At 53.1% G+C, this 17,153-nt stretch carries 20 protein-coding genes; 11 read left to right on the forward strand and 9 right to left on the reverse strand.

The window, feature by feature from the left end; genetic code table 11:
• The first annotated feature begins 49 nt into the window (after nt 1-49).
• The 3 genes from AC2FNV_RS14925 (at nt 50) to AC2FNV_RS14935 (ending at nt 1,898) form a co-directional block, all read left to right on the forward strand.
• Nucleotides 50-274 (forward strand): YdcH family protein, encoded by a 225-nt coding sequence (locus AC2FNV_RS14925; protein ID WP_170478426.1) that lies wholly within the window; start codon nt 50-52, stop codon nt 272-274.
• A 75-nt stretch (nt 275-349) separates the two neighbouring features.
• Nucleotides 350-838, forward strand: a complete 489-nt coding sequence (purE, locus tag AC2FNV_RS14930) for a 5-(carboxyamino)imidazole ribonucleotide mutase (RefSeq protein ID WP_170607265.1) — start codon at nt 350-352, stop codon at nt 836-838.
• The gene (locus AC2FNV_RS14935; RefSeq protein ID WP_170607267.1) at nt 831-1,898 is read left to right on the forward strand and encodes a 5-(carboxyamino)imidazole ribonucleotide synthase; all 1,068 of its coding nucleotides are present in this window, start codon (nt 831-833) and stop codon (nt 1,896-1,898) included. The genes purE and AC2FNV_RS14935 overlap by 8 nt, the downstream gene beginning before the upstream one ends.
• Nucleotides 1,899-1,935: 37 nt before the next feature.
• On the opposite strand, the gene AC2FNV_RS14940 is transcribed toward AC2FNV_RS14935, so the two are convergent.
• The 6 genes from AC2FNV_RS14940 to AC2FNV_RS14965 all read right to left on the reverse strand — a co-directional run bounded on the left by AC2FNV_RS14940 (nt 1,936) and on the right by AC2FNV_RS14965 (nt 7,730).
• A complete protein-coding gene (locus AC2FNV_RS14940; protein WP_496773737.1) occupies nt 1,936-3,087 on the reverse strand; it encodes an alpha-D-ribose 1-methylphosphonate 5-triphosphate diphosphatase in 1,152 nt (383 codons plus the stop codon).
• Nucleotides 3,084-3,857, reverse strand: coding sequence for an alpha/beta hydrolase (locus AC2FNV_RS14945; RefSeq protein WP_170607271.1), 774 nt, complete (start codon nt 3,855-3,857; stop codon nt 3,084-3,086). Before AC2FNV_RS14945 ends, AC2FNV_RS14940 begins: the two co-directional genes overlap by 4 nt.
• A gap of 38 nt (nt 3,858-3,895) precedes the next feature.
• The gene (locus AC2FNV_RS14950) at nt 3,896-4,738 is read right to left on the reverse strand and encodes a DMT family transporter (RefSeq protein WP_170607273.1); all 843 of its coding nucleotides are present in this window, start codon (nt 4,736-4,738) and stop codon (nt 3,896-3,898) included.
• A 166-nt stretch (nt 4,739-4,904) separates the two neighbouring features.
• On the reverse strand, nt 4,905-6,548 hold the full coding sequence (gene groL, locus AC2FNV_RS14955) for a chaperonin GroEL (protein WP_170478410.1): 1,644 nt from the start codon (nt 6,546-6,548) through the stop codon (nt 4,905-4,907).
• Between the two features lie 54 nt (nt 6,549-6,602).
• A complete protein-coding gene (gene groES / locus AC2FNV_RS14960) occupies nt 6,603-6,890 on the reverse strand; it encodes a co-chaperone GroES (RefSeq protein ID WP_170478407.1) in 288 nt (95 codons plus the stop codon).
• A gap of 165 nt (nt 6,891-7,055) precedes the next feature.
• Nucleotides 7,056-7,730: a DUF2161 domain-containing phosphodiesterase gene (locus AC2FNV_RS14965; RefSeq protein ID WP_170607275.1), complete on the reverse strand. Its 675-nt coding sequence runs from the start codon at nt 7,728-7,730 to the stop codon at nt 7,056-7,058.
• Between the two features lie 127 nt (nt 7,731-7,857).
• Here AC2FNV_RS14965 and AC2FNV_RS14970 point away from each other — a divergent pair, with 127 nt between their 5' ends.
• The 7 genes from AC2FNV_RS14970 to AC2FNV_RS15000 all read left to right on the forward strand — a co-directional run bounded on the left by AC2FNV_RS14970 (nt 7,858) and on the right by AC2FNV_RS15000 (nt 14,140).
• Entirely contained in the window at nt 7,858-8,838 is a 981-nt protein-coding gene (locus tag AC2FNV_RS14970; protein ID WP_496773741.1) for a TraB/GumN family protein, read from the forward strand.
• A gap of 106 nt (nt 8,839-8,944) precedes the next feature.
• Nucleotides 8,945-9,865: a manganese-dependent inorganic pyrophosphatase gene (locus AC2FNV_RS14975; RefSeq protein WP_170607279.1), complete on the forward strand. Its 921-nt coding sequence runs from the start codon at nt 8,945-8,947 to the stop codon at nt 9,863-9,865.
• A 221-nt stretch (nt 9,866-10,086) separates the two neighbouring features.
• Entirely contained in the window at nt 10,087-10,962 is an 876-nt protein-coding gene (locus AC2FNV_RS14980; RefSeq protein WP_496773743.1) for an HAD family hydrolase, read from the forward strand.
• A 101-nt stretch (nt 10,963-11,063) separates the two neighbouring features.
• Nucleotides 11,064-11,507 (forward strand): MaoC family dehydratase, encoded by a 444-nt coding sequence (locus tag AC2FNV_RS14985; protein WP_170607283.1) that lies wholly within the window; start codon nt 11,064-11,066, stop codon nt 11,505-11,507.
• A 190-nt stretch (nt 11,508-11,697) separates the two neighbouring features.
• The gene (locus AC2FNV_RS14990) at nt 11,698-12,630 is read left to right on the forward strand and encodes a bifunctional riboflavin kinase/FAD synthetase (protein ID WP_170607285.1); all 933 of its coding nucleotides are present in this window, start codon (nt 11,698-11,700) and stop codon (nt 12,628-12,630) included.
• The gene (locus tag AC2FNV_RS14995) at nt 12,627-13,100 is read left to right on the forward strand and encodes a YcgN family cysteine cluster protein (protein ID WP_170478388.1); all 474 of its coding nucleotides are present in this window, start codon (nt 12,627-12,629) and stop codon (nt 13,098-13,100) included. Before AC2FNV_RS14990 ends, AC2FNV_RS14995 begins: the two co-directional genes overlap by 4 nt.
• Nucleotides 13,100-14,140, forward strand: a complete 1,041-nt coding sequence (locus AC2FNV_RS15000) for a threonine aldolase family protein (RefSeq protein WP_170607287.1) — start codon at nt 13,100-13,102, stop codon at nt 14,138-14,140. The genes AC2FNV_RS14995 and AC2FNV_RS15000 overlap by 1 nt, the downstream gene beginning before the upstream one ends.
• A 56-nt stretch (nt 14,141-14,196) precedes the next feature.
• Here the strand turns inward: AC2FNV_RS15000 and AC2FNV_RS15005 are convergent, their stop codons facing one another.
• Nucleotides 14,197-14,796, reverse strand: coding sequence for a 2-hydroxychromene-2-carboxylate isomerase (locus AC2FNV_RS15005; RefSeq protein WP_170607289.1), 600 nt, complete (start codon nt 14,794-14,796; stop codon nt 14,197-14,199).
• A 107-nt stretch (nt 14,797-14,903) separates the two neighbouring features.
• Between AC2FNV_RS15005 and AC2FNV_RS15010 the strand changes: the two genes are divergently transcribed.
• Nucleotides 14,904-15,923 (forward strand): ribose-phosphate pyrophosphokinase, encoded by a 1,020-nt coding sequence (locus AC2FNV_RS15010; protein WP_170478380.1) that lies wholly within the window; start codon nt 14,904-14,906, stop codon nt 15,921-15,923.
• Nucleotides 15,924-15,974: 51 nt separating this feature from the next.
• Here AC2FNV_RS15010 and AC2FNV_RS15015 read toward each other — a convergent pair whose 3' ends face one another.
• Both AC2FNV_RS15015 and AC2FNV_RS15020 read right to left on the reverse strand, forming a co-directional pair.
• The gene (locus tag AC2FNV_RS15015; protein ID WP_170478377.1) at nt 15,975-16,289 is read right to left on the reverse strand and encodes a hypothetical protein; all 315 of its coding nucleotides are present in this window, start codon (nt 16,287-16,289) and stop codon (nt 15,975-15,977) included.
• A 449-nt stretch (nt 16,290-16,738) separates the two neighbouring features.
• Nucleotides 16,739-17,149, reverse strand: coding sequence for a F0F1 ATP synthase subunit epsilon (locus AC2FNV_RS15020; RefSeq protein ID WP_170607291.1), 411 nt, complete (start codon nt 17,147-17,149; stop codon nt 16,739-16,741).
• Nucleotides 17,150-17,153: the final 4 nt, after the last annotated feature.

The following is a 17,153-nucleotide window of genomic DNA, read 5'->3' on the forward strand; positions in this document are numbered from 1 at the left end:
TCAAGACACTATCTTGTGTAGGAAGCACCGCCAAAAACATGAGTCGCCCATGAATGCGCCCACTGACATTTCCATGAAGACTGACGAGGTTTTGAGGGTCGAACTCGAAGTATTTCGACGGCAACACCGCGATCTTGACGAAGCGATTGAAGCACTGCAGGCCAAGGGTACATCAGATCAATTAACAATAAAACGGCTGAAAAAGCAGAAACTTCGCCTCAAAGACATTATTAGATTGATCGAAGATCGTCTGACCCCAGATATCATCGCCTGAAAACCCTGCTCTACATTGCCACCAAGGTGGATTTGGCTATAGTGCGCGCTCTTTCTAAGGGCGGAGTGCTGGCGGATGGGCGAGATCAAAGTTGGAATCATCATGGGCAGCCAGTCGGACTGGTCCACCATGAAGGAATCCGCCAATATTCTTGATGAACTGGGCATCGCTTATGAAAAACGCATTGTCTCAGCTCATCGTACCCCGGATCGGTTATGGGAATACGGAAAAAGCGCTGTGTCTCGCGGGTTGCAGGTGATAATCGCCGGCGCAGGAGGAGCAGCCCATTTACCCGGCATGATGGCTTCGAAAACACGGGTGCCGGTTATAGGTGTTCCTGTGCAAACCCGCGCGTTGTCGGGCGTTGATTCACTTTATTCAATCGTTCAGATGCCCAAGGGCTTCCCGGTTGCAACAATGGCCATTGGATCGGCTGGAGCCTCAAATGCAGGGTTGATGGCAGCAGGCATTCTTGCCTTACAGGACGAAGGGCTAGCCAAACGGCTGGACGCCTGGCGTGACGCGTTGTCCGCTTCTATTCCTAAGGAACCCGTTGATGAGTAAGGCACTGCAACCCGGCGCGAAAATCGGGATTTTGGGTGGTGGTCAGCTTGGGCGGATGCTCTCGGTTGCTGCAGCCCGACTGGGATTTGTAAGCCACATCTACGAGCCCGGCCCTAACCCGCCTGCGGGCCAGGTGGCTGCCCATGTAACAACTGCCGCGTATGACGATGCCGATGCGCTGACATCCTTTGCTGCTTCGGTGGACGTCATCACTTACGAGTTCGAAAACATCCCGACCGAAACCTTGGACCTGCTGGAGGCTCACCGCCCAATCCATCCGGGACGCGAGGCTTTGCGTGTTAGTCAGGATCGTCTGACCGAAAAAGCCTTTCTGCAGGGTCTTGGGCTCCGAACAGCACCGTTCGCTGATGTCACCGATCTCGAAAGTCTGCGTATTTCAATTGAACAGATTGGTGCTCCAGCAATTCTAAAGACCCGCAGGTTTGGCTATGATGGAAAAGGTCAGGTCAGGCTGCTAAGGCCCGAAGATGCTGAAACAGCGCTTTCGGAGATGGCCGGAGCGCCTGCCATCCTCGAAGGTTTCATCGACTTCAGCCATGAAATTTCAATCATTGCCGCGCGGGGATTGGACGGCCAAGTTTCATGTTTCGATCCGGGCGAAAACGTTCACCGCAATGGCATCTTGCATACGACGACAGTCCCGGCTCGTCTCCCACCCGCGATGCGGACAGACGCGGTATTGCTTGCGGCCAACATATTGAACGCGTTGGATTACGTGGGCGTAATGGGAGTCGAGCTGTTCGTGACACCAGAAGGCCTGATAGTTAACGAGATCGCTCCTCGAGTTCATAATTCTGGACACTGGACGCAGAATGGATGTGCTGTGGATCAATTCGAGCAGCATATTCGAGCGGTTGCAGGGTGGCCTCTGGGCGATGGACAGCGTCATTCGGATGTGGTGATGGAAAACCTGATTGGCGACGACGTGAATAAAGTGGCTGATCTTGTGCAGGAACGAGACGTGGCCTTACATCTTTATGGCAAGGCTGAGGTCAAGGCCGGTCGAAAGATGGGACATTTCAACCGCGTCATTCGCTGATGCGCTCTACGAATACCAAATAGGTCTTCGCTGGACTTTAGGCAGCAAACCGGGCAGCAATATCGCCTGACATATAACTTAATCGCCCAGCGGACAAAGTGGCCGCAACCCGGAACGTTTTGGAGTCCAATATCACCAAATCTGCACGTTTTCCGGTTGATAAAGACCCTCGATCAGTCTTTCCCAACACGCGCGCGGGGCCAGAAGATACGAGATTCCAAGCGCCAGCCAAATCCATAAACCCGCTATTTGCCAACATCAGAGCCGCGCGACGCGGGCTTGGGTAATGGTAATCAGAAGCAAGCGCATCGCACAGACCCATCGAAATTAAGTCAAGCGCGCTCACGTTTCCTTTGTGCGATCCCCCGCGTACTACATTTGGGGATCCAAGTACGATGAAATCCCCTTCTTGCCGCGCCGCTTCTGCGGCTGCAAGTGTCTCAGGGAACTCAGATATTCGTACTCCGCGCGTACGCCATTGCGATCTGGTTTCAGCGGTCGCGTCGTCGTGGCTACCCAATCGGACGCCATTCGCGGCAAGGGCCATGCAAAGTTCATCCAATGCCGCAGGAACTTCGTTTCGGCGCGCATGTAAGGTCTTCAGCAACTCAAAGTGGTTCTCTGGGCTGCGACCAGCTTTCAATGCTTGCCCGGTAAGTCGCGGCGGCGTGCGCCCTTCGGCCAGTCGGTCATGCGGCAAGTGATCATTGAAAACCAAATAGGGAACCTCCAACGCGGCGACGCGTTCAGGTAGTCCCGCAAAATCGTCAAGCATATGCGTTTCAAATCGCAACTGCGGGATCAGATCGGTAACAACACTATCTTTGACCTCAGAGATACCCCTGAAAACTTGATCAGCAAATTCCGGGCCGCGAACCCCGCCCTCCCAGCTGTGGAATTGGGCCAAGACAGCAGTCGTAATTCCATTTGCGGCCAGTTCCGCCTCAACCGAAAGTATGCCTTCGGCAATCTGCTTCATTGCTCCACGTCGCGGAGCAATATGGCGCTCGAACCCGTCACCATGCAGGTCAACTATTCCGGGTAAAACGATATACCCGGATAAATCAATGCACCGCCCAGTTTGTTTTGACTGCACCAAACCATCAGCAATGCTAAGGTCAGCGCGAGCTAAACCATACTCCGGCAACAGCACATCTGCACCGGAAAACGTCAACTCCAGTGCCGTCATCTAGTCGAATCCGAAGCTGGTTCTGCACAATCTTGGCCAATACAGATTTCGTCGATCACGTCCAAAACCCCATCCAGCCAAGTAATTTGGGGATCGAACTCTCCAAACTCGATAAAGTGAAGCGCTTGCGCCATCACACGTGGGTTATTCATCATAAAAGTATGTGTCACCGGCATTACGATGTGATCGGACATGCCGTCGACCTTAGTGGTCTCCACTGAGACTTTGCCATCATCTGGTCCATCAATCAGCGAGGAAAAGAAGGGATTCAGCGAGTTTTCACCGGCAATTACCCCGAGCTCAAATTCAACCGGCGGCAGGAGGCGTGGAACGCCTTCTGGACCGGTCCCCAATGCCAGCCCCGCAGGACCGTGCAGCAGGCCAAAAACTTCCCAGTCCCCCAACTCGTCTACCAATTGACTACCCTGATTTGGCGGACCCAACATTACCACTCGGCCCAGATTTTCCGGCTGATTGTCTTGCATCCAGTAACGCAAAAGGATGCCGCCCATGGAATGCGCAACCACGTTGGCTTTGTCGTCCCCACAACCCGTAAATGCTTCGGGCAACGTCTGGTTGGCCAAATCATATATCGGCAGGTCTGTCGAAGGATATCCGGGCCGCACAACTGTGTAGCCGTGCGCTTTGAAGAGCTGCTCCATAACAGAAAATGAAGCCTCAGTGCGTGCCAAGCCGTGCAACAGGACAACGCATTTCGCGCTGACCGCTGCTGGAACTAAAAAGAAAAACGTGGCGAGAAGCAACTTCATGCCCGCTAGTTAAGGGCTGCGCCGTCCTGATGGAAGCCCTAGCGGCGCGGCAAGCGGCCGACCGCCAACCCAATCCCGCCCAAAACCATGACTGCACCGAGTAACAGTTCAAAAGATGCGACCTCGCCTAACAACAGCACGCCTCCGATGATGGCAATGACGGGAACACTAAGTTGTACGACCGCAGCTATTGCGGGCGAAAGTCCGGGCAGAACACTATACCACAAGGCATATCCCAGCCCAGATGTCACTGCGCCAGACAAGGCAGCCAGGACAAAACCCATACCTGTCATTTGCCAGTACATGCCCGAGATTTTCAAAGCGATGGCGGTCACTGGCAACGCCACGACAAAGTTTGCCGCAGTGCCAGACAAAGCATCAGGTTCGGACCGCCCAGCCAACGAATACGCCGCCCATCCTATACCAGCACTGGTCATTAAAAGAGCGCCTTTGGTGTCAACTTGCACAGCGCCGGTCGGCCATAGAACGTATGCAAGCCCGAACAAGGCTATACCCGCGCCGATCAGTTGACGGGACGTGGGCACCAGCCCAGTCAATGCCGTAAAAGAAAACATAGAAATCTGCACGACCCCAAACAGGATCAGTGCGCCCAGGCCTGCATCAAGCGTTACATAAGCCAATGAGAAACCGACCATGTAGACAGACAGCGCGCCTGCTCCGATCACGCGTCGACGATGTAGCACGGGCAGTTTTTTACCGCTCCAAAGCACCAACGCAGCAAGCGTCAACGCACCTGTAAGAACCCGAACCACCGCAAAACCAGAAGGATCGGCCGCCCCGCTGTCAATCGCCATGCGATTGAGGATAGAGTTCGCCGCAAATGCACACATAGTCAAAGCGGTCAAAAGGAACAGTCTCATATCCACCACATATCGGTTCAGGCCACCTTTGCACACTCTGAATCGGCAGACAGCGATGCCGGTTTGATTGTTGGTTTTTCGGAACTTAATCTGAAATCGGTTGTGCCAAAAACGAAACGGGGCCGCCCAAGGGCGACCCCGCGGACAAGTCTGAGACCTGAGCAGATTACATCATGCCGCCCATTCCGCCCATGTCAGGCATACCGCCGCCTGGCGCTGCACCTTCTTTGGCAGGTTTGTCTGCAACCATCGCTTCGGTGGTAACCAACAGGCCCGCAACCGATGCCGCATCTTCCAGAGCGGTACGGACAACTTTGGCCGGGTCGATGACGCCGAACGAGAACATGTCGCCATATTCTTCGGTTTGTGCGTTGAAGCCGAACGCGGCATCTGAGGACTCGCGAACCTTGCCAGCAACTACGGCACCGTCCACGCCAGCGTTTTCAGCGATCTGACGCATCGGCGCCTCGATCGCCTTGCGGACGATGTTGATACCAGCGTTCTGGTCCGCGTTTGCGCCTTCCAGTTCGTTCAGTGCTTTGCCTGCCTGAACCAGCGCAACACCACCGCCCACAACAACACCTTCCTGAACGGCAGCGCGGGTTGCGTTCAGAGCATCGTCAACACGGTCTTTACGCTCTTTCACTTCAACTTCGGTCATGCCGCCGACGCGGATAACAGCAACACCTCCTGCCAGTTTGGCAACGCGTTCTTGCAGCTTCTCACGGTCGTAGTCAGAAGAGGTTTCTTCGATCTGGGTGCGGATCTGAGCAACACGTGCTTCGATCTCGGCTTTCTCGCCTGCACCGTCAACGATGGTGGTTTCGTCCTTGGTGATTTCGATCTTCTTGGCAGTGCCCAGCATGTCCATTGTGACATTTTCAAGCTTCATGCCCAAGTCTTCGCTGATGACCTGACCACCGGTCAGGATCGCGATATCCTGCAGCATGGCCTTGCGACGATCGCCAAAGCCAGGTGCTTTGACAGCCGCGATTTTCAAGCCGCCACGCAGTTTGTTCACAACCAAAGTTGCGAGCGCTTCGCCTTCAACGTCCTCTGCGATGATCAGCAGCGGCTTTTGCGACTGGATCACCTGCTCAAGCAGCGGAACCATTGGCTGCAGCGAAGAGAGTTTCTTTTCATGCAACAGGACGATGCAGTCGTCGAGTTCTGAGATCATCTTGTCTGCGTTGGTGACAAAGTAAGGCGACAGGTAACCACGGTCGAACTGCATACCTTCGACAACGTCGGTCTCGGTTTCCAGACCTTTGTTTTCTTCGACGGTGATAACGCCTTCGTTACCAACCTTCTGCATCGCGTCTGCAATCTGCTGGCCGATCTCTGCTTCGCCGTTGGCCGAGATGGTACCGACCTGTGCCACTTCTGCCGAGTCTTTGACTTCGCGCGAAGCCGCTTGGATTCCCTCAACGACCTTGGCGGTCGCCAGGTCGATGCCGCGCTTCAGGTCCATCGGATTCAGTCCGGCAGCAACCTGCTTCAGGCCTTCTTTGACGATAGCCTGAGCCAGAACGGTTGCCGTAGTGGTACCGTCACCGGCTTCATCATTGGTGCGGCTGGCGACTTCTTTCACCATCTGCGCGCCCATGTTTTCGAACTTGTCTTCCAGTTCGATGTCCTTGGCGACAGTTACGCCATCTTTGGTGATGCGAGGTGCACCGAAAGACTTGTCCAGAACCACATTGCGCCCTTTAGGGCCCAGGGTCACTTTTACCGCGTCGGCCAGGATGTTTACACCCGCCAGCATACGGTTACGGGCATCGGTGTCGAACTTGACGTCCTTTGCAGCCATTTCGTTTCTCCTTGAGAAATTATGTTGTGATGAAGATCAGAGAAAGCATTCGGCTTACTCAATGATCCCCATGATGTCGCTTTCTTTCATCATCAGCAGCTCTTCGCCGTCGATCTGAACCTCGGTGCCCGACCATTTGCCGAACAAAATCTTGTCGCCAGCTTTAACAGCCATCGCGATCAATTCGCCGCTGTCCTTGCGTGCTCCCTCGCCGGTCGCAACGACTTCGCCTTCACTTGGCTTTTCTTTTGCGCTGTCGGGAATAATCAGGCCGCCTGCGGTTTTTTCTTCGCTTTCCACGCGACGAACCAGCACACGGTCATGAAGCGGTTTCAATGCCATCTTTGCAGCTCCTTGGGCTCAAAGTTTGTTTATCCTCCCCTCGCCAAAAAGCGAGGCGTTAGCACTCGACGTCTCCGAGTGATAACGACGCATAGCTAGGGGGTGATCGGGGACGAGTCAACAATGTCAGGAAAATTTTTTAGTGTACGCTCGTCAACAAGTTGCTCAGCTGGTTTCTTCCCAACTATAAGCCCAGTGCTTCAAACCTTCGGACCCGACGGCTGTCAGGGTATAGACGCCTATTTCTACCTTTTCAAACCATCCGTAGTGATTGTCACGCATCAACCGAGTCGCTCCGCTAACACCGGTTGAGCCTGCAACTTCTGAGCCCTTTGTCGCCCCATGTTCGGCCAAATAAGCGGCGCACTTCAGAGCATCCTGACGATACGCCGTCACAATTCCATGCCGCGTTGCCCCTCCCGCGTTCGGATCGCCTGAGAGCCGGTCAAATTCGCGTAACAATCGGACAGACTTGCTTCGATTTTTACGCGGCGCATATGGTCCGGGGTCACATTGTACTTCGACCCTGCGATCGGGTTTAACTGTAATCAGCCCAAGCCCTAGTCGACGGCACAAAGACAGATTATCTCGGAGAGCACGCCGAGCAGTGCGACCTTTAGGTTTGCAAACCGCTATATATACCTGATCCGTTATCGTGAGTCGCGAAATTGCCTGATGAAACAAGGCCAAAGTGAACCTCAATTTCAACTCTACAATAATGGGCGGATCATCTCCCTTGACGGCGACGATATCTGCGGCGCCAACCTCGCCTTTAACTGTGTACCCCTGACGCTCTAACAGAGCCTTGACGGGGGGATAGAGATCCTGCTCGCGGTCCATGGGACCATGCTAGGCAGATTGGCAGGGAATGCCAGACCCGGTCCTGAAAACATATCGTCTTGCATGGATTAAAGTCAGGGGGCTAAAACCTCACTGTGACCATCGTGAACGAGGCAGAAAGATAACTATGCGCGTGTTGATTCTACTCACTTGCTTACTTCTGCCGATTTCGGCGTACGGAGCCTGCGAAGGACGCGATCTGCGGCTGGAAATGTCGTCTGAGGAAAGGGCAGAATTGGATAAAGCGTTGTCTTCAATTGTCTTCCCCGAAGGCAACCATTGGATCGCTCGGAAAGACAATACGGTGTTACATTTGATCGGCACGTTGCACACCAATGACGAAAGGATGGGCGACGTGGTCGAAAGGCTGACGCCAACCTTGTCAAAGGCAGATGCCTTCTACTTCGAAATCACTCAGGAAGAAATGGACGCTTTCGAGCGGGATCTGGCGCAGGATTTTAGCCCAGTAATGATTACCTCGGGCCCAACACTGATCGATCTGATGGCCGAAGAAGAATGGGCGGCCCTATCCGCAAATCTGGCAGAGCGTGGAATTCCAGGGTGGATGGCCGCCAAAATGCGGCCTTGGTTCCTGAGCATGATGCTAGGCATTCCACCTTGCCTGATGGAAACACCGGATTTCGACCGGGGCATGGATGCCCGCCTGACTGAGATAGCCAAAGAACACGCGATCCCAAGACACTCTCTGGAAAGCGTCGAAGAGTTAATTGCCATGTTCGACAGCCATTCACTGGAAGAACAGGTGCAGTCTTTGGTCAGGCTGGCAGGCGCGCTGCAGTCAGGTGATGACCAACTCATGACCATGGCAAATGCTTATCTCGAGGAAAAGCACGCGGAAATCATTCAATTGGCGAAAATACAGGGACAAAGGGCCTCAGGCCTGACGCCCCAGGAATTTGAGGCAGAGTGGGAAGGTTTTGAAGACCAGCTGCTTGTGCAACGAAACAACAATTGGCTGCAAAAAATTCTGCCTTTGAAAGACCAAACAGTAGTCATCGCAGTAGGCGCCGGGCATCTGGCGGATACTCACGGCCTGTTGCGCCAACTTGAGTTGGCTGGATACAAACTGGAAAGAGCACCGTTCTAACCTGCGGTCCAAGCCAGACCAACCGTCGCAGCCCCGTCCTGTCGCGTGACAACAGGTTCTGCCAGCCCTATAAGGCCCGCAAATCGTACATCCTCAGGACACTGATATGACAATCCAAGTTTTTGGCCATAAATCACCCGACACTGACTCGACTGGTTCTCCTATAGTTTGGGCTTGGTATCTGAACGAAGTAAAAGGCGAACAGGCCGAAGCCGTGCTGTTGGGCGAACCCAACACCGAAGCTGCTTTCATGCTGGATCGTTGGGATCTGCCAAAGCCACGCATTATCAACGAGGTTACCGAAAGCGCGCCTGTTGTCATCGTTGATACGAACAATCCAGCAGAGTTGCCCGACAACATAAACCAAGCTGATATCCGCGCGATCATCGACCACCACAAGTTGGTTGGTGGGCTGGAAACGAAGGGCCCGATCGACATCACCGTACGCCCACTTGCATGTACAGCGACCATTCTGGTTGATTTGATGGGCGAAGACGCGGCTAAAATGCCTGACTGGGCCAAGGGCGCAGCGCTGACTTGCATCCTGTCCGACACTCTGGAGTTCCGCTCACCCACAACCACCCCGCACGATCGTAAAGTGGCCGAGAGCCTTGCAGCGGAACTTGGATTAGATATCTCGTCCTATGCCGCTGAGATGTTTGCGGCAAAATCCGATGTCTCTTCTTTCTCGGACGCCGAGTTGATCCGAATGGATAGCAAGGAATATGAGGTCGATGGAACCAAGTTCCGAGTCTCAGTTCTGGAAACTACCGCGCCTGGTGTCGTACTGGATCGAAAGGCGAGCTTGGCGGAAACTATGATCGAGGTGTCGAAAGAAGACGGTGTCGATCAAGTCCTTTTGTTCGTTGTCGACATCCTGAATGAAGAGGCAACCTTGTTGGTGCCCAACGACGTGGTCAAATCAGTGGCTCAAAAGAGCTTTGGCGTGACGGTGGAAGGCGACTCTGTTGTTCTGCCGGGCATCATGAGCCGGAAGAAACAAATCATACCAAACCTTAAAGTGTAATACGCGACCTCAAAGCGCCCTACATGGGCGCTTAGTCTTCTTAATGCATCCGCGCGCGCGAAAGCCTATTCAGCATGATGAAAAAAGATTTCTCGTAAGTCTTTCTGAGTGCCAAAAAATTTCTGTTGTTGTGCGGAAGATAACAAGGCCTCCTATAGCCAATCATAGAAGCCTCTGTCATAGGGATCGGTACATGATACGTCCCGCCCCATGAGGAACCCATGACCCAAATCATCTCCACGCTTTCGGAAATCTCCAATCGATACAAAGCACTCTTTGTCGATTTGTGGGGCTGCGTTCACAATGGTATTACAGCCTATCCCGAGGCCGTAGCAGCATTGCAAGCCTATCGCGCAACAGGTGGTCGTGTAGTTCTGGTGACCAATTCCCCTAAGCCCCGCGCAGGTGTTGCAGAACAACTTGTCCAATTCAATGTGCCGCGCGACACTTATGATACCATCGCTACAAGTGGCGACTCGGCGAGGTCAGCAATGTTTCGCGGCGCGGTCGGTGAAAAAGTCTATTTTATGGGCGAATGGGAACGAGACGCCGGTTTCTTTGAACCGCTGAAACTGCTGGATCATCCATTGCATATTGAACGTGTACCACTTGACCAGGCTGACGGGATCGTCTGCTGCGGACCTTTTGATCCAATGGCAGACCCGGCGGTAAACAGACCGGACTTCCTTTATGCCAAACAGAAGGACATGAAGTTACTTTGCGCGAACCCCGATATCGTCGTTGACCGCGGCGAGGTACGCGAATGGTGCGCGGGGGCGTTGGCAAAGCTTTACATCGAGATGGGCGGTGAGAGTCTGTATTTTGGAAAACCACATCCGCCTATCTATGATCTGGCGAGGCGCAGGCTATTGGAACTCGGGGCAGACATTGCGGACTCAGATATTCTTGTGATCGGAGACGGGCCGCAAACTGATATTGCTGGCGGCATGGGCGAAGGCCTCGATTCCTTGTTCATTACTGGCGGATTATCCGCTGTAGAAACGAAAACGTCGCTCCACCCCAACGAAGATGCCTTAAGATCCCACAACGAAAAAGAAAATATCAATCCAACTTACTCGATTGGGCGTTTGCGGTAGATAAAAAAGACTTGATTTTCTGCAGTTGCGAAGTAATAAAGTTGCCAACAGAGCACAATTGACGGTCTTTTGTTGCTCATACGATTCTTGATGAGGGCATCATGTTGGACAATCTTCCTCGCGGGACGATCTGCATAGAAGACATCGAAATGGGTATGACCCGGTACCTGTGCAAAGTAGTAACCGACGAAGATATCGAGATGTTTGCGCAGATCTCGACCGACAGAAACCCTGTGCATCTGGACGATGACTACGCGCGCGACACGATTTTTGAAGGTCGTATTGCTCATGGCATGCTAACAGCCGGTTTGATATCAGCCGTAATTGGCGAACAGCTTCCCGGCCACGGAACGGTGTATATGGGCCAATCCCTGAAGTTCCTCGCACCCGTTCGCCCCGGAGACATGGTTTATGCCGAGGTCAAAGTGATCGATATCGACTTTTCCAAGCGCCGGGTTAAGCTGGATTGCCATTGTTCGGTTGATGGCAAGAAGGTATTGGTTGGCGAAGCCATGGTGCTGGCACCTTCTCGCAAGTTCGACTGATTTTCGGACAAAACAACGTTGTTTTGGGCGCTTTAGACCCCGCAGGTTTACCCATTGCGGATGGATTATCCTTTCAAAGTTGGTCGATAAGACAGATAGTTTGGGTTTTGCGCCACAAATGCAAATTTCGGAGTGTGCTCAGCGCAATGAGATGCTTGAACCCTGTTCTCAGTCCCGCTAGGCAGTCGTTATGCAGATCATCCGTGACTTTCAGTTTGTCGAGCCAGAGAATCGAGGCGCAAGCGTAGCGATCGGGAATTTCGATGGGGTGCATTTAGGCCATCGGTCAGTAATTGAAATGGCTCGCAATGTGGCGCCGGATGCGCCACTGGGTGTTCTGACCTTTGAACCACACCCACGTGAATTTTTTGCGCCTGACGCGCCTCCATTTCGCTTGATGCGTGGCAATGCCCGGGCACACCGATTGGAAAAGTTGGGTGTCCAAAAGCTGTACGAGCTACCGTTTAATGCTGGGCTCGCCGGGCTCACACCTAAAGAATTTGCACAAAACGTGATATGCAACGGATTAGGCTTGTCGCACGTGGTCGTTGGGGCCGATTTCTGCTTTGGCAAGGCAAGGAGTGGGACAGCGGCCGACTTGGTGAAGTTTGGGCAGGAAATGGACTTTGGGGTAACCATTGCTCCGCTGAAAGAACGTTCGGAAAACGTTGTGTCGTCGACAGCAATTCGGGAGGCATTGAGCGACGGGAGGCCGCGTGATGCTGCAGCTATGCTCGGACATTGGCACCGGATTGAAGGCGAAGTAATCGGTGGCGAGCAGCGCGGGCGTGAGCTTGGATTTCCAACCGCTAATATGTCAATCGAAGGACTCCACCCGCCAAGATTCGGAGTGTACGCCGTATTGGTTGACGTTCTTGGCGGACCGCATCAGGGCAGCTATTGCGGCGCAGCGTCTGTTGGCACTCGACCCATGTTTAAAGGCGAAATTCCAAATATTGAGACCTATCTTTTTGACTTCTCGGGCGATCTCTACGGCGCGACTCTATCCGTTGCTTTAGTTGAATATCTGAGGCCGGAAATGACTTTCGACGGACTTGATAATTTGATCGCAAGAATGAATGACGACTGCGCGCAAGCCCAAGATATTCTGGCGGCTCTATGACAGCTGATCCGATTGATCGATCTGGCCTGACCCCAAAGTTTTGGGAGCGTAAGCCCCTGCAGAAGATGAGCCCGAAGGAATGGGAGGCGCTGTGCGACGGGTGCGGGAAGTGCTGTCTGAACAAGCTTGAAGATGAGGATACCGGTGAGGTTGCGCTTACTTGCGTAGCCTGCCGCTTATTTGATGATGAGACCTGTCGCTGCACCCAATACGATATTCGGCATCAATTTGTGCCGGAGTGCATCGTAATGAGGCCGGACAATATCGACGATCACGCCTACTGGCTGCCGCAAACTTGCGCCTACCGTCTTTTGTGGGAAGGCAGGCCCCTTTATGATTGGCACCCGTTATTGTCTGGTACGCCGAACAGCGTTCACAAAGCCGGAATCTCGGTTCAACGTCGCACTGTCTCGGAATTTGAGACCCCCACAGAGGAATGGGAAGATTACATTATTGAGGAGCCGACCTAATGCATTTCGCCTCTGACAATTCCGGTCCAGTTCATCCCGAAGTTCTGGCTGCCCTGGCCAAAGCAAATGATGGCTATCAGATGGCCTATGGCGCCGACACTTTGATGAACGAAGTTCGAGATCGAATTCGCGGGATATTCGAGGCCCCCGGCGCGGCGGTTTATTTGGTTGCTACTGGCACCGCAGCGAATTCTCTGGCTCTGGCCACTCTTTCCAAACCATGGGAGACGGTATTCTGCTCTCCCGTAGCTCATATACACGAGGATGAGTGCAACGCGCCGGAATTTTACAGCGGCGCAAAACTGACCCTCGTGCCTGGCGGCGACAGAATGGCGCCCGATGCCCTGCGCCAATCCATCACTGGCGAAGAAACCCGTGGCGTGCACGGGCCGCAACGTGGACCGGTTTCGATCACTCAGGTAACGGAACGGGGAACGGTGTATACTCTGGAAGAGCTGCAAGCACTTTGCTCGGTAGCCAAGGAATTCAACCTGCCCGTTCATTTGGATGGTGCCCGATTTTCTAACGCCTTAGTCGCGCTGAATTGCTCGCCCGCAGATATGACATGGAAGGCCGGAGTTGACGCGGTTAGTTTTGGCGGTACAAAAAATGGGCTGATGGGGGTCGAAGCCGTTGTGTTCTTTGACGAAAGTAAAGCCTGGGAATTCGAGTTGCGCCGAAAGCGCGGGGCACATCTGTTTTCGAAACATCGCTATTTGTCGGCGCAGATGGCAGCCTATCTAAAAGATGATCTTTGGCTGAAGTCCGCGCGTCAGGCCAACGCCAATTGTAACAGGCTAGCAAATGGCCTACGCGACGCGGGTGCTGAATTTCCGTATGAACCGCACGCCAACATGATTTTTGCAAACCTTACTCGTAAACAGCACAAACGCCTTCACCAGGCTGGTGCGGTTTACCATTTGTGGGCCGGTACGCTAGATGGCTCTGACGAAGAAGAATTGCTGACATGCAGATTGGTTTGTGACTGGTCCATTACAAACGAGCAGATCGATCAATTTTTGAGCCTGTTGCAGGGGTAAGGGGCTTTACCCCCTACCTGATCAGTTGTTCGGTTTAATACGTCCGAAAACAGGGACTACTTCATCTCGGCCAAGTGCCGGTCCAAATCGTCCAGACGATCCTGCCCCCAAAACCTCTGGTCATCCGGGGTGATGTAAAAGGGCGCGCCAAAGACTCCCCTGTCTACAGCCTCTTCCAAATTGGCTGCATAGGTTTCCGCACCAACCAAAAGACCACTGTCGGCAAGATTCGGGTCAAAGCCTGCTTTTTCAAGGCAATCACGAATGACCGCGTCGTCGGCAATGTCTTTTTCCTCGGCCCAGCACGCCCGCAAAAGCGAGTGGCAAAGTTTACCGACGTCGCCTGATCCATCCTTAATCGCGGCAATCACCGCATAGGATGACGGTGCAGCGTTGGTCGGCCAATGTGCTGGTTGCAAATTGAAATCCATCCCAAGATTTTTTGACTGACGCAATAACTCTTGTGCCCGGTATTCGATCCGCGAAATATGCCTGTCTTTGGGTGGGGTCCCTCCGGTGCGACCAAACAACGCGATGATATCCAGCGGTTTGTAGTTGATCGTCGCACCATGTTTTGCGGCAATCTCTTCCAGCCTTGTTCCTGCCAAATAAGTATACGGCGACAGTGTCGCAAAAAAGTAGTCAATCTGGGCCATGTTCAATTTCTCCGCTGCGTTATCTTTGCGGGACGGTAAGGCCATGCTAAGCGGTGTCAACATCACGAATCTGTCACATAGCCATTGCTGCCGGGGATAATCAGCCGATGCCGACACTTCACGAACCCAAGCTAATTGCTGGGAACGCCAATCTTCCGCTTGCCGAAACCATAGCACGACGTATGAGCCTGCATCGCGGCGTTGACCAAGGCCTAGTTGATGCAAGGGTTGAAAGGTTCAATGACGGTGAGATATTTGTCGAAGTTTTCGAAAACGTCCGCGGCGAGGATATGTTCATTGTCCAGCCGACCTCAAACCCGGCAAACGACAACCTGATGGAGCTACTGATTATCGCAGATGCCCTGCGCCGATCTTCGGCTTCGCGGATTACTGCTGTGATTCCTTATTTCGGCTATGCCCGGCAGGATCGCCGTACCAAAGCCCGAACACCAATCAGCGCCAAGCTAGTCGCGAATATGTTGACTGGCGCAGGAATTGAGCGGGTTTTGACCATGGATCTGCATGCGGCGCAAATTCAAGGCTTCTTCGATATTCCCGTCGACAATCTTTATGCGTCACCGATCTTTGCGCTGGACGTAAAAACTCAGTTCAAAGGCCGAATGGAAGACCTGATGGTTGTATCGCCTGACGTTGGCGGTGTGGCTCGTGCCCGCGAGCTGGCAAAACGGATCGAAGCCCCCTTGTCTATTGTTGACAAGCGACGGGAAAAAGCAGGGGAAGTGGCCGAAATGACAGTGATCGGCGACGTAAAAGACAAAATCTGCCTTATCGTTGACGACATGTGCGACACCGCTGGAACGCTCTGCAAAGCCGCTCAGGTGCTAATCGATAATGGTGCAAGTGAAGTACATTCGTACATTACACATGGCGTGATGAGCGGTCCGGCGGTTGAACGTGTGACCAACTCGGTCATGAAATCTCTGGTTCTGACGGACACAATCCAACCTAGACCTGAAGTCGCAGGCGCCTCGAACATCCGCATCGTGCCTACTGCCCCGATCTTTACCCAAGCGATCCTCAACATCTGGAATGGTACGAGTGTTTCTTCGCTGTTCGAGGATAAGACGCTGACACCAATCTACGAGTCGCTGTATCATATGGATTGATCGTCGCAATTTGGCCGGCGGCCGCCGTTTGATGGCCGCCGACTGATTAAATCAATATGTTTCGAGCGAGACGTTCAAGTCCATTTCGGCCTCGGGGTCATAGTCGCTGAGATCCATTACAGAAAAGAACTGTGCGCATACAGGTGACTCCATTTCCTTTTTCAGGACATCTTGGAAATCTTCCGAGCTTTTGAACTGTATGATTTCCAGATAGGTGCCGTCTGGTTTACGGACGAGTTCACGACGTAATACTCCGGGCTCGTGCGCGACGAATTCTTTCTGAAAAGTCTGGGATGCGGCCAGCAAATCTGCTTCTGTTTTACCCTCGGCGAGTTTGATTGGGACCAAAACTGTAACAGGCGACATAACACTTCTCCTTTGTTATTTTATGTCGCTTCCGTCTTAGGTGTATATAGGACGTTATACGTCTTATTTGATAATCAAAGTGCTCCATTTCCTTCATCGATGATATCTAGGGTGTCATCAGATATTCACTTGAAACATCGTCTACTTACAATAACTGTTCCCTTTAGCCGGAATCACGGAAATACCGGAAATGCGTAACCATTTCAGCGTTTTGTAGAGTCATTGCTTCTCAAATTTCGTTGACCCAACCAGTGAGCGTCCAACCGGCCTAGCCTAGTTTCGCGGAAACATCTCGACAACGTTCCAAGGCAAGGGAAACAATTTGAGTTTCCAGCGCGGCGTCGACATGTCTTCAAAACGATACCGAAATTTTTCCCACCAATGTGATCAGCAAAAAAGGGCCCCGCTATTGCAGGGCCCTTTCAATAATGTCCACTTTTTGAGTGCCTTTACAGGCTCATATGCGTTCCCAAGGCTTCCATATCAGCTAGCATCTTCGCAGCATCATCAACGATGGTTTGATCATCGCCATTCTTGGCTGCATCGTGCGACGCGCGCGCCTCGGCGATCAATTCATCCAGATGCGAGCGGGTCACTTCTGCAACCGGAATCGCTTTCTCTGCCAGAACCGAGAGGCCATCGCCATTGATTTGCGCAAAGCCACCGGTGACCAGATACTCGCTGGAACCTTCAGGTGCATCAACTTTCAGAATGCCAGGTCGTAGCGTCGTAATGGTGGGGGCGTGATCCGGCATCGCCGTCATGTCCCCATCCGCGCCGGGAAGCTGAACCGCTGTAGCCGCAAGCGAAGCAAGGCTCCGCTCCGGGCTAACAAGGTCGAATTGCATGGTGTTTGCCATCAGG

The sequence above is a fragment of the Ruegeria sp. BHSA163 genome, assembly GCF_059613365.1.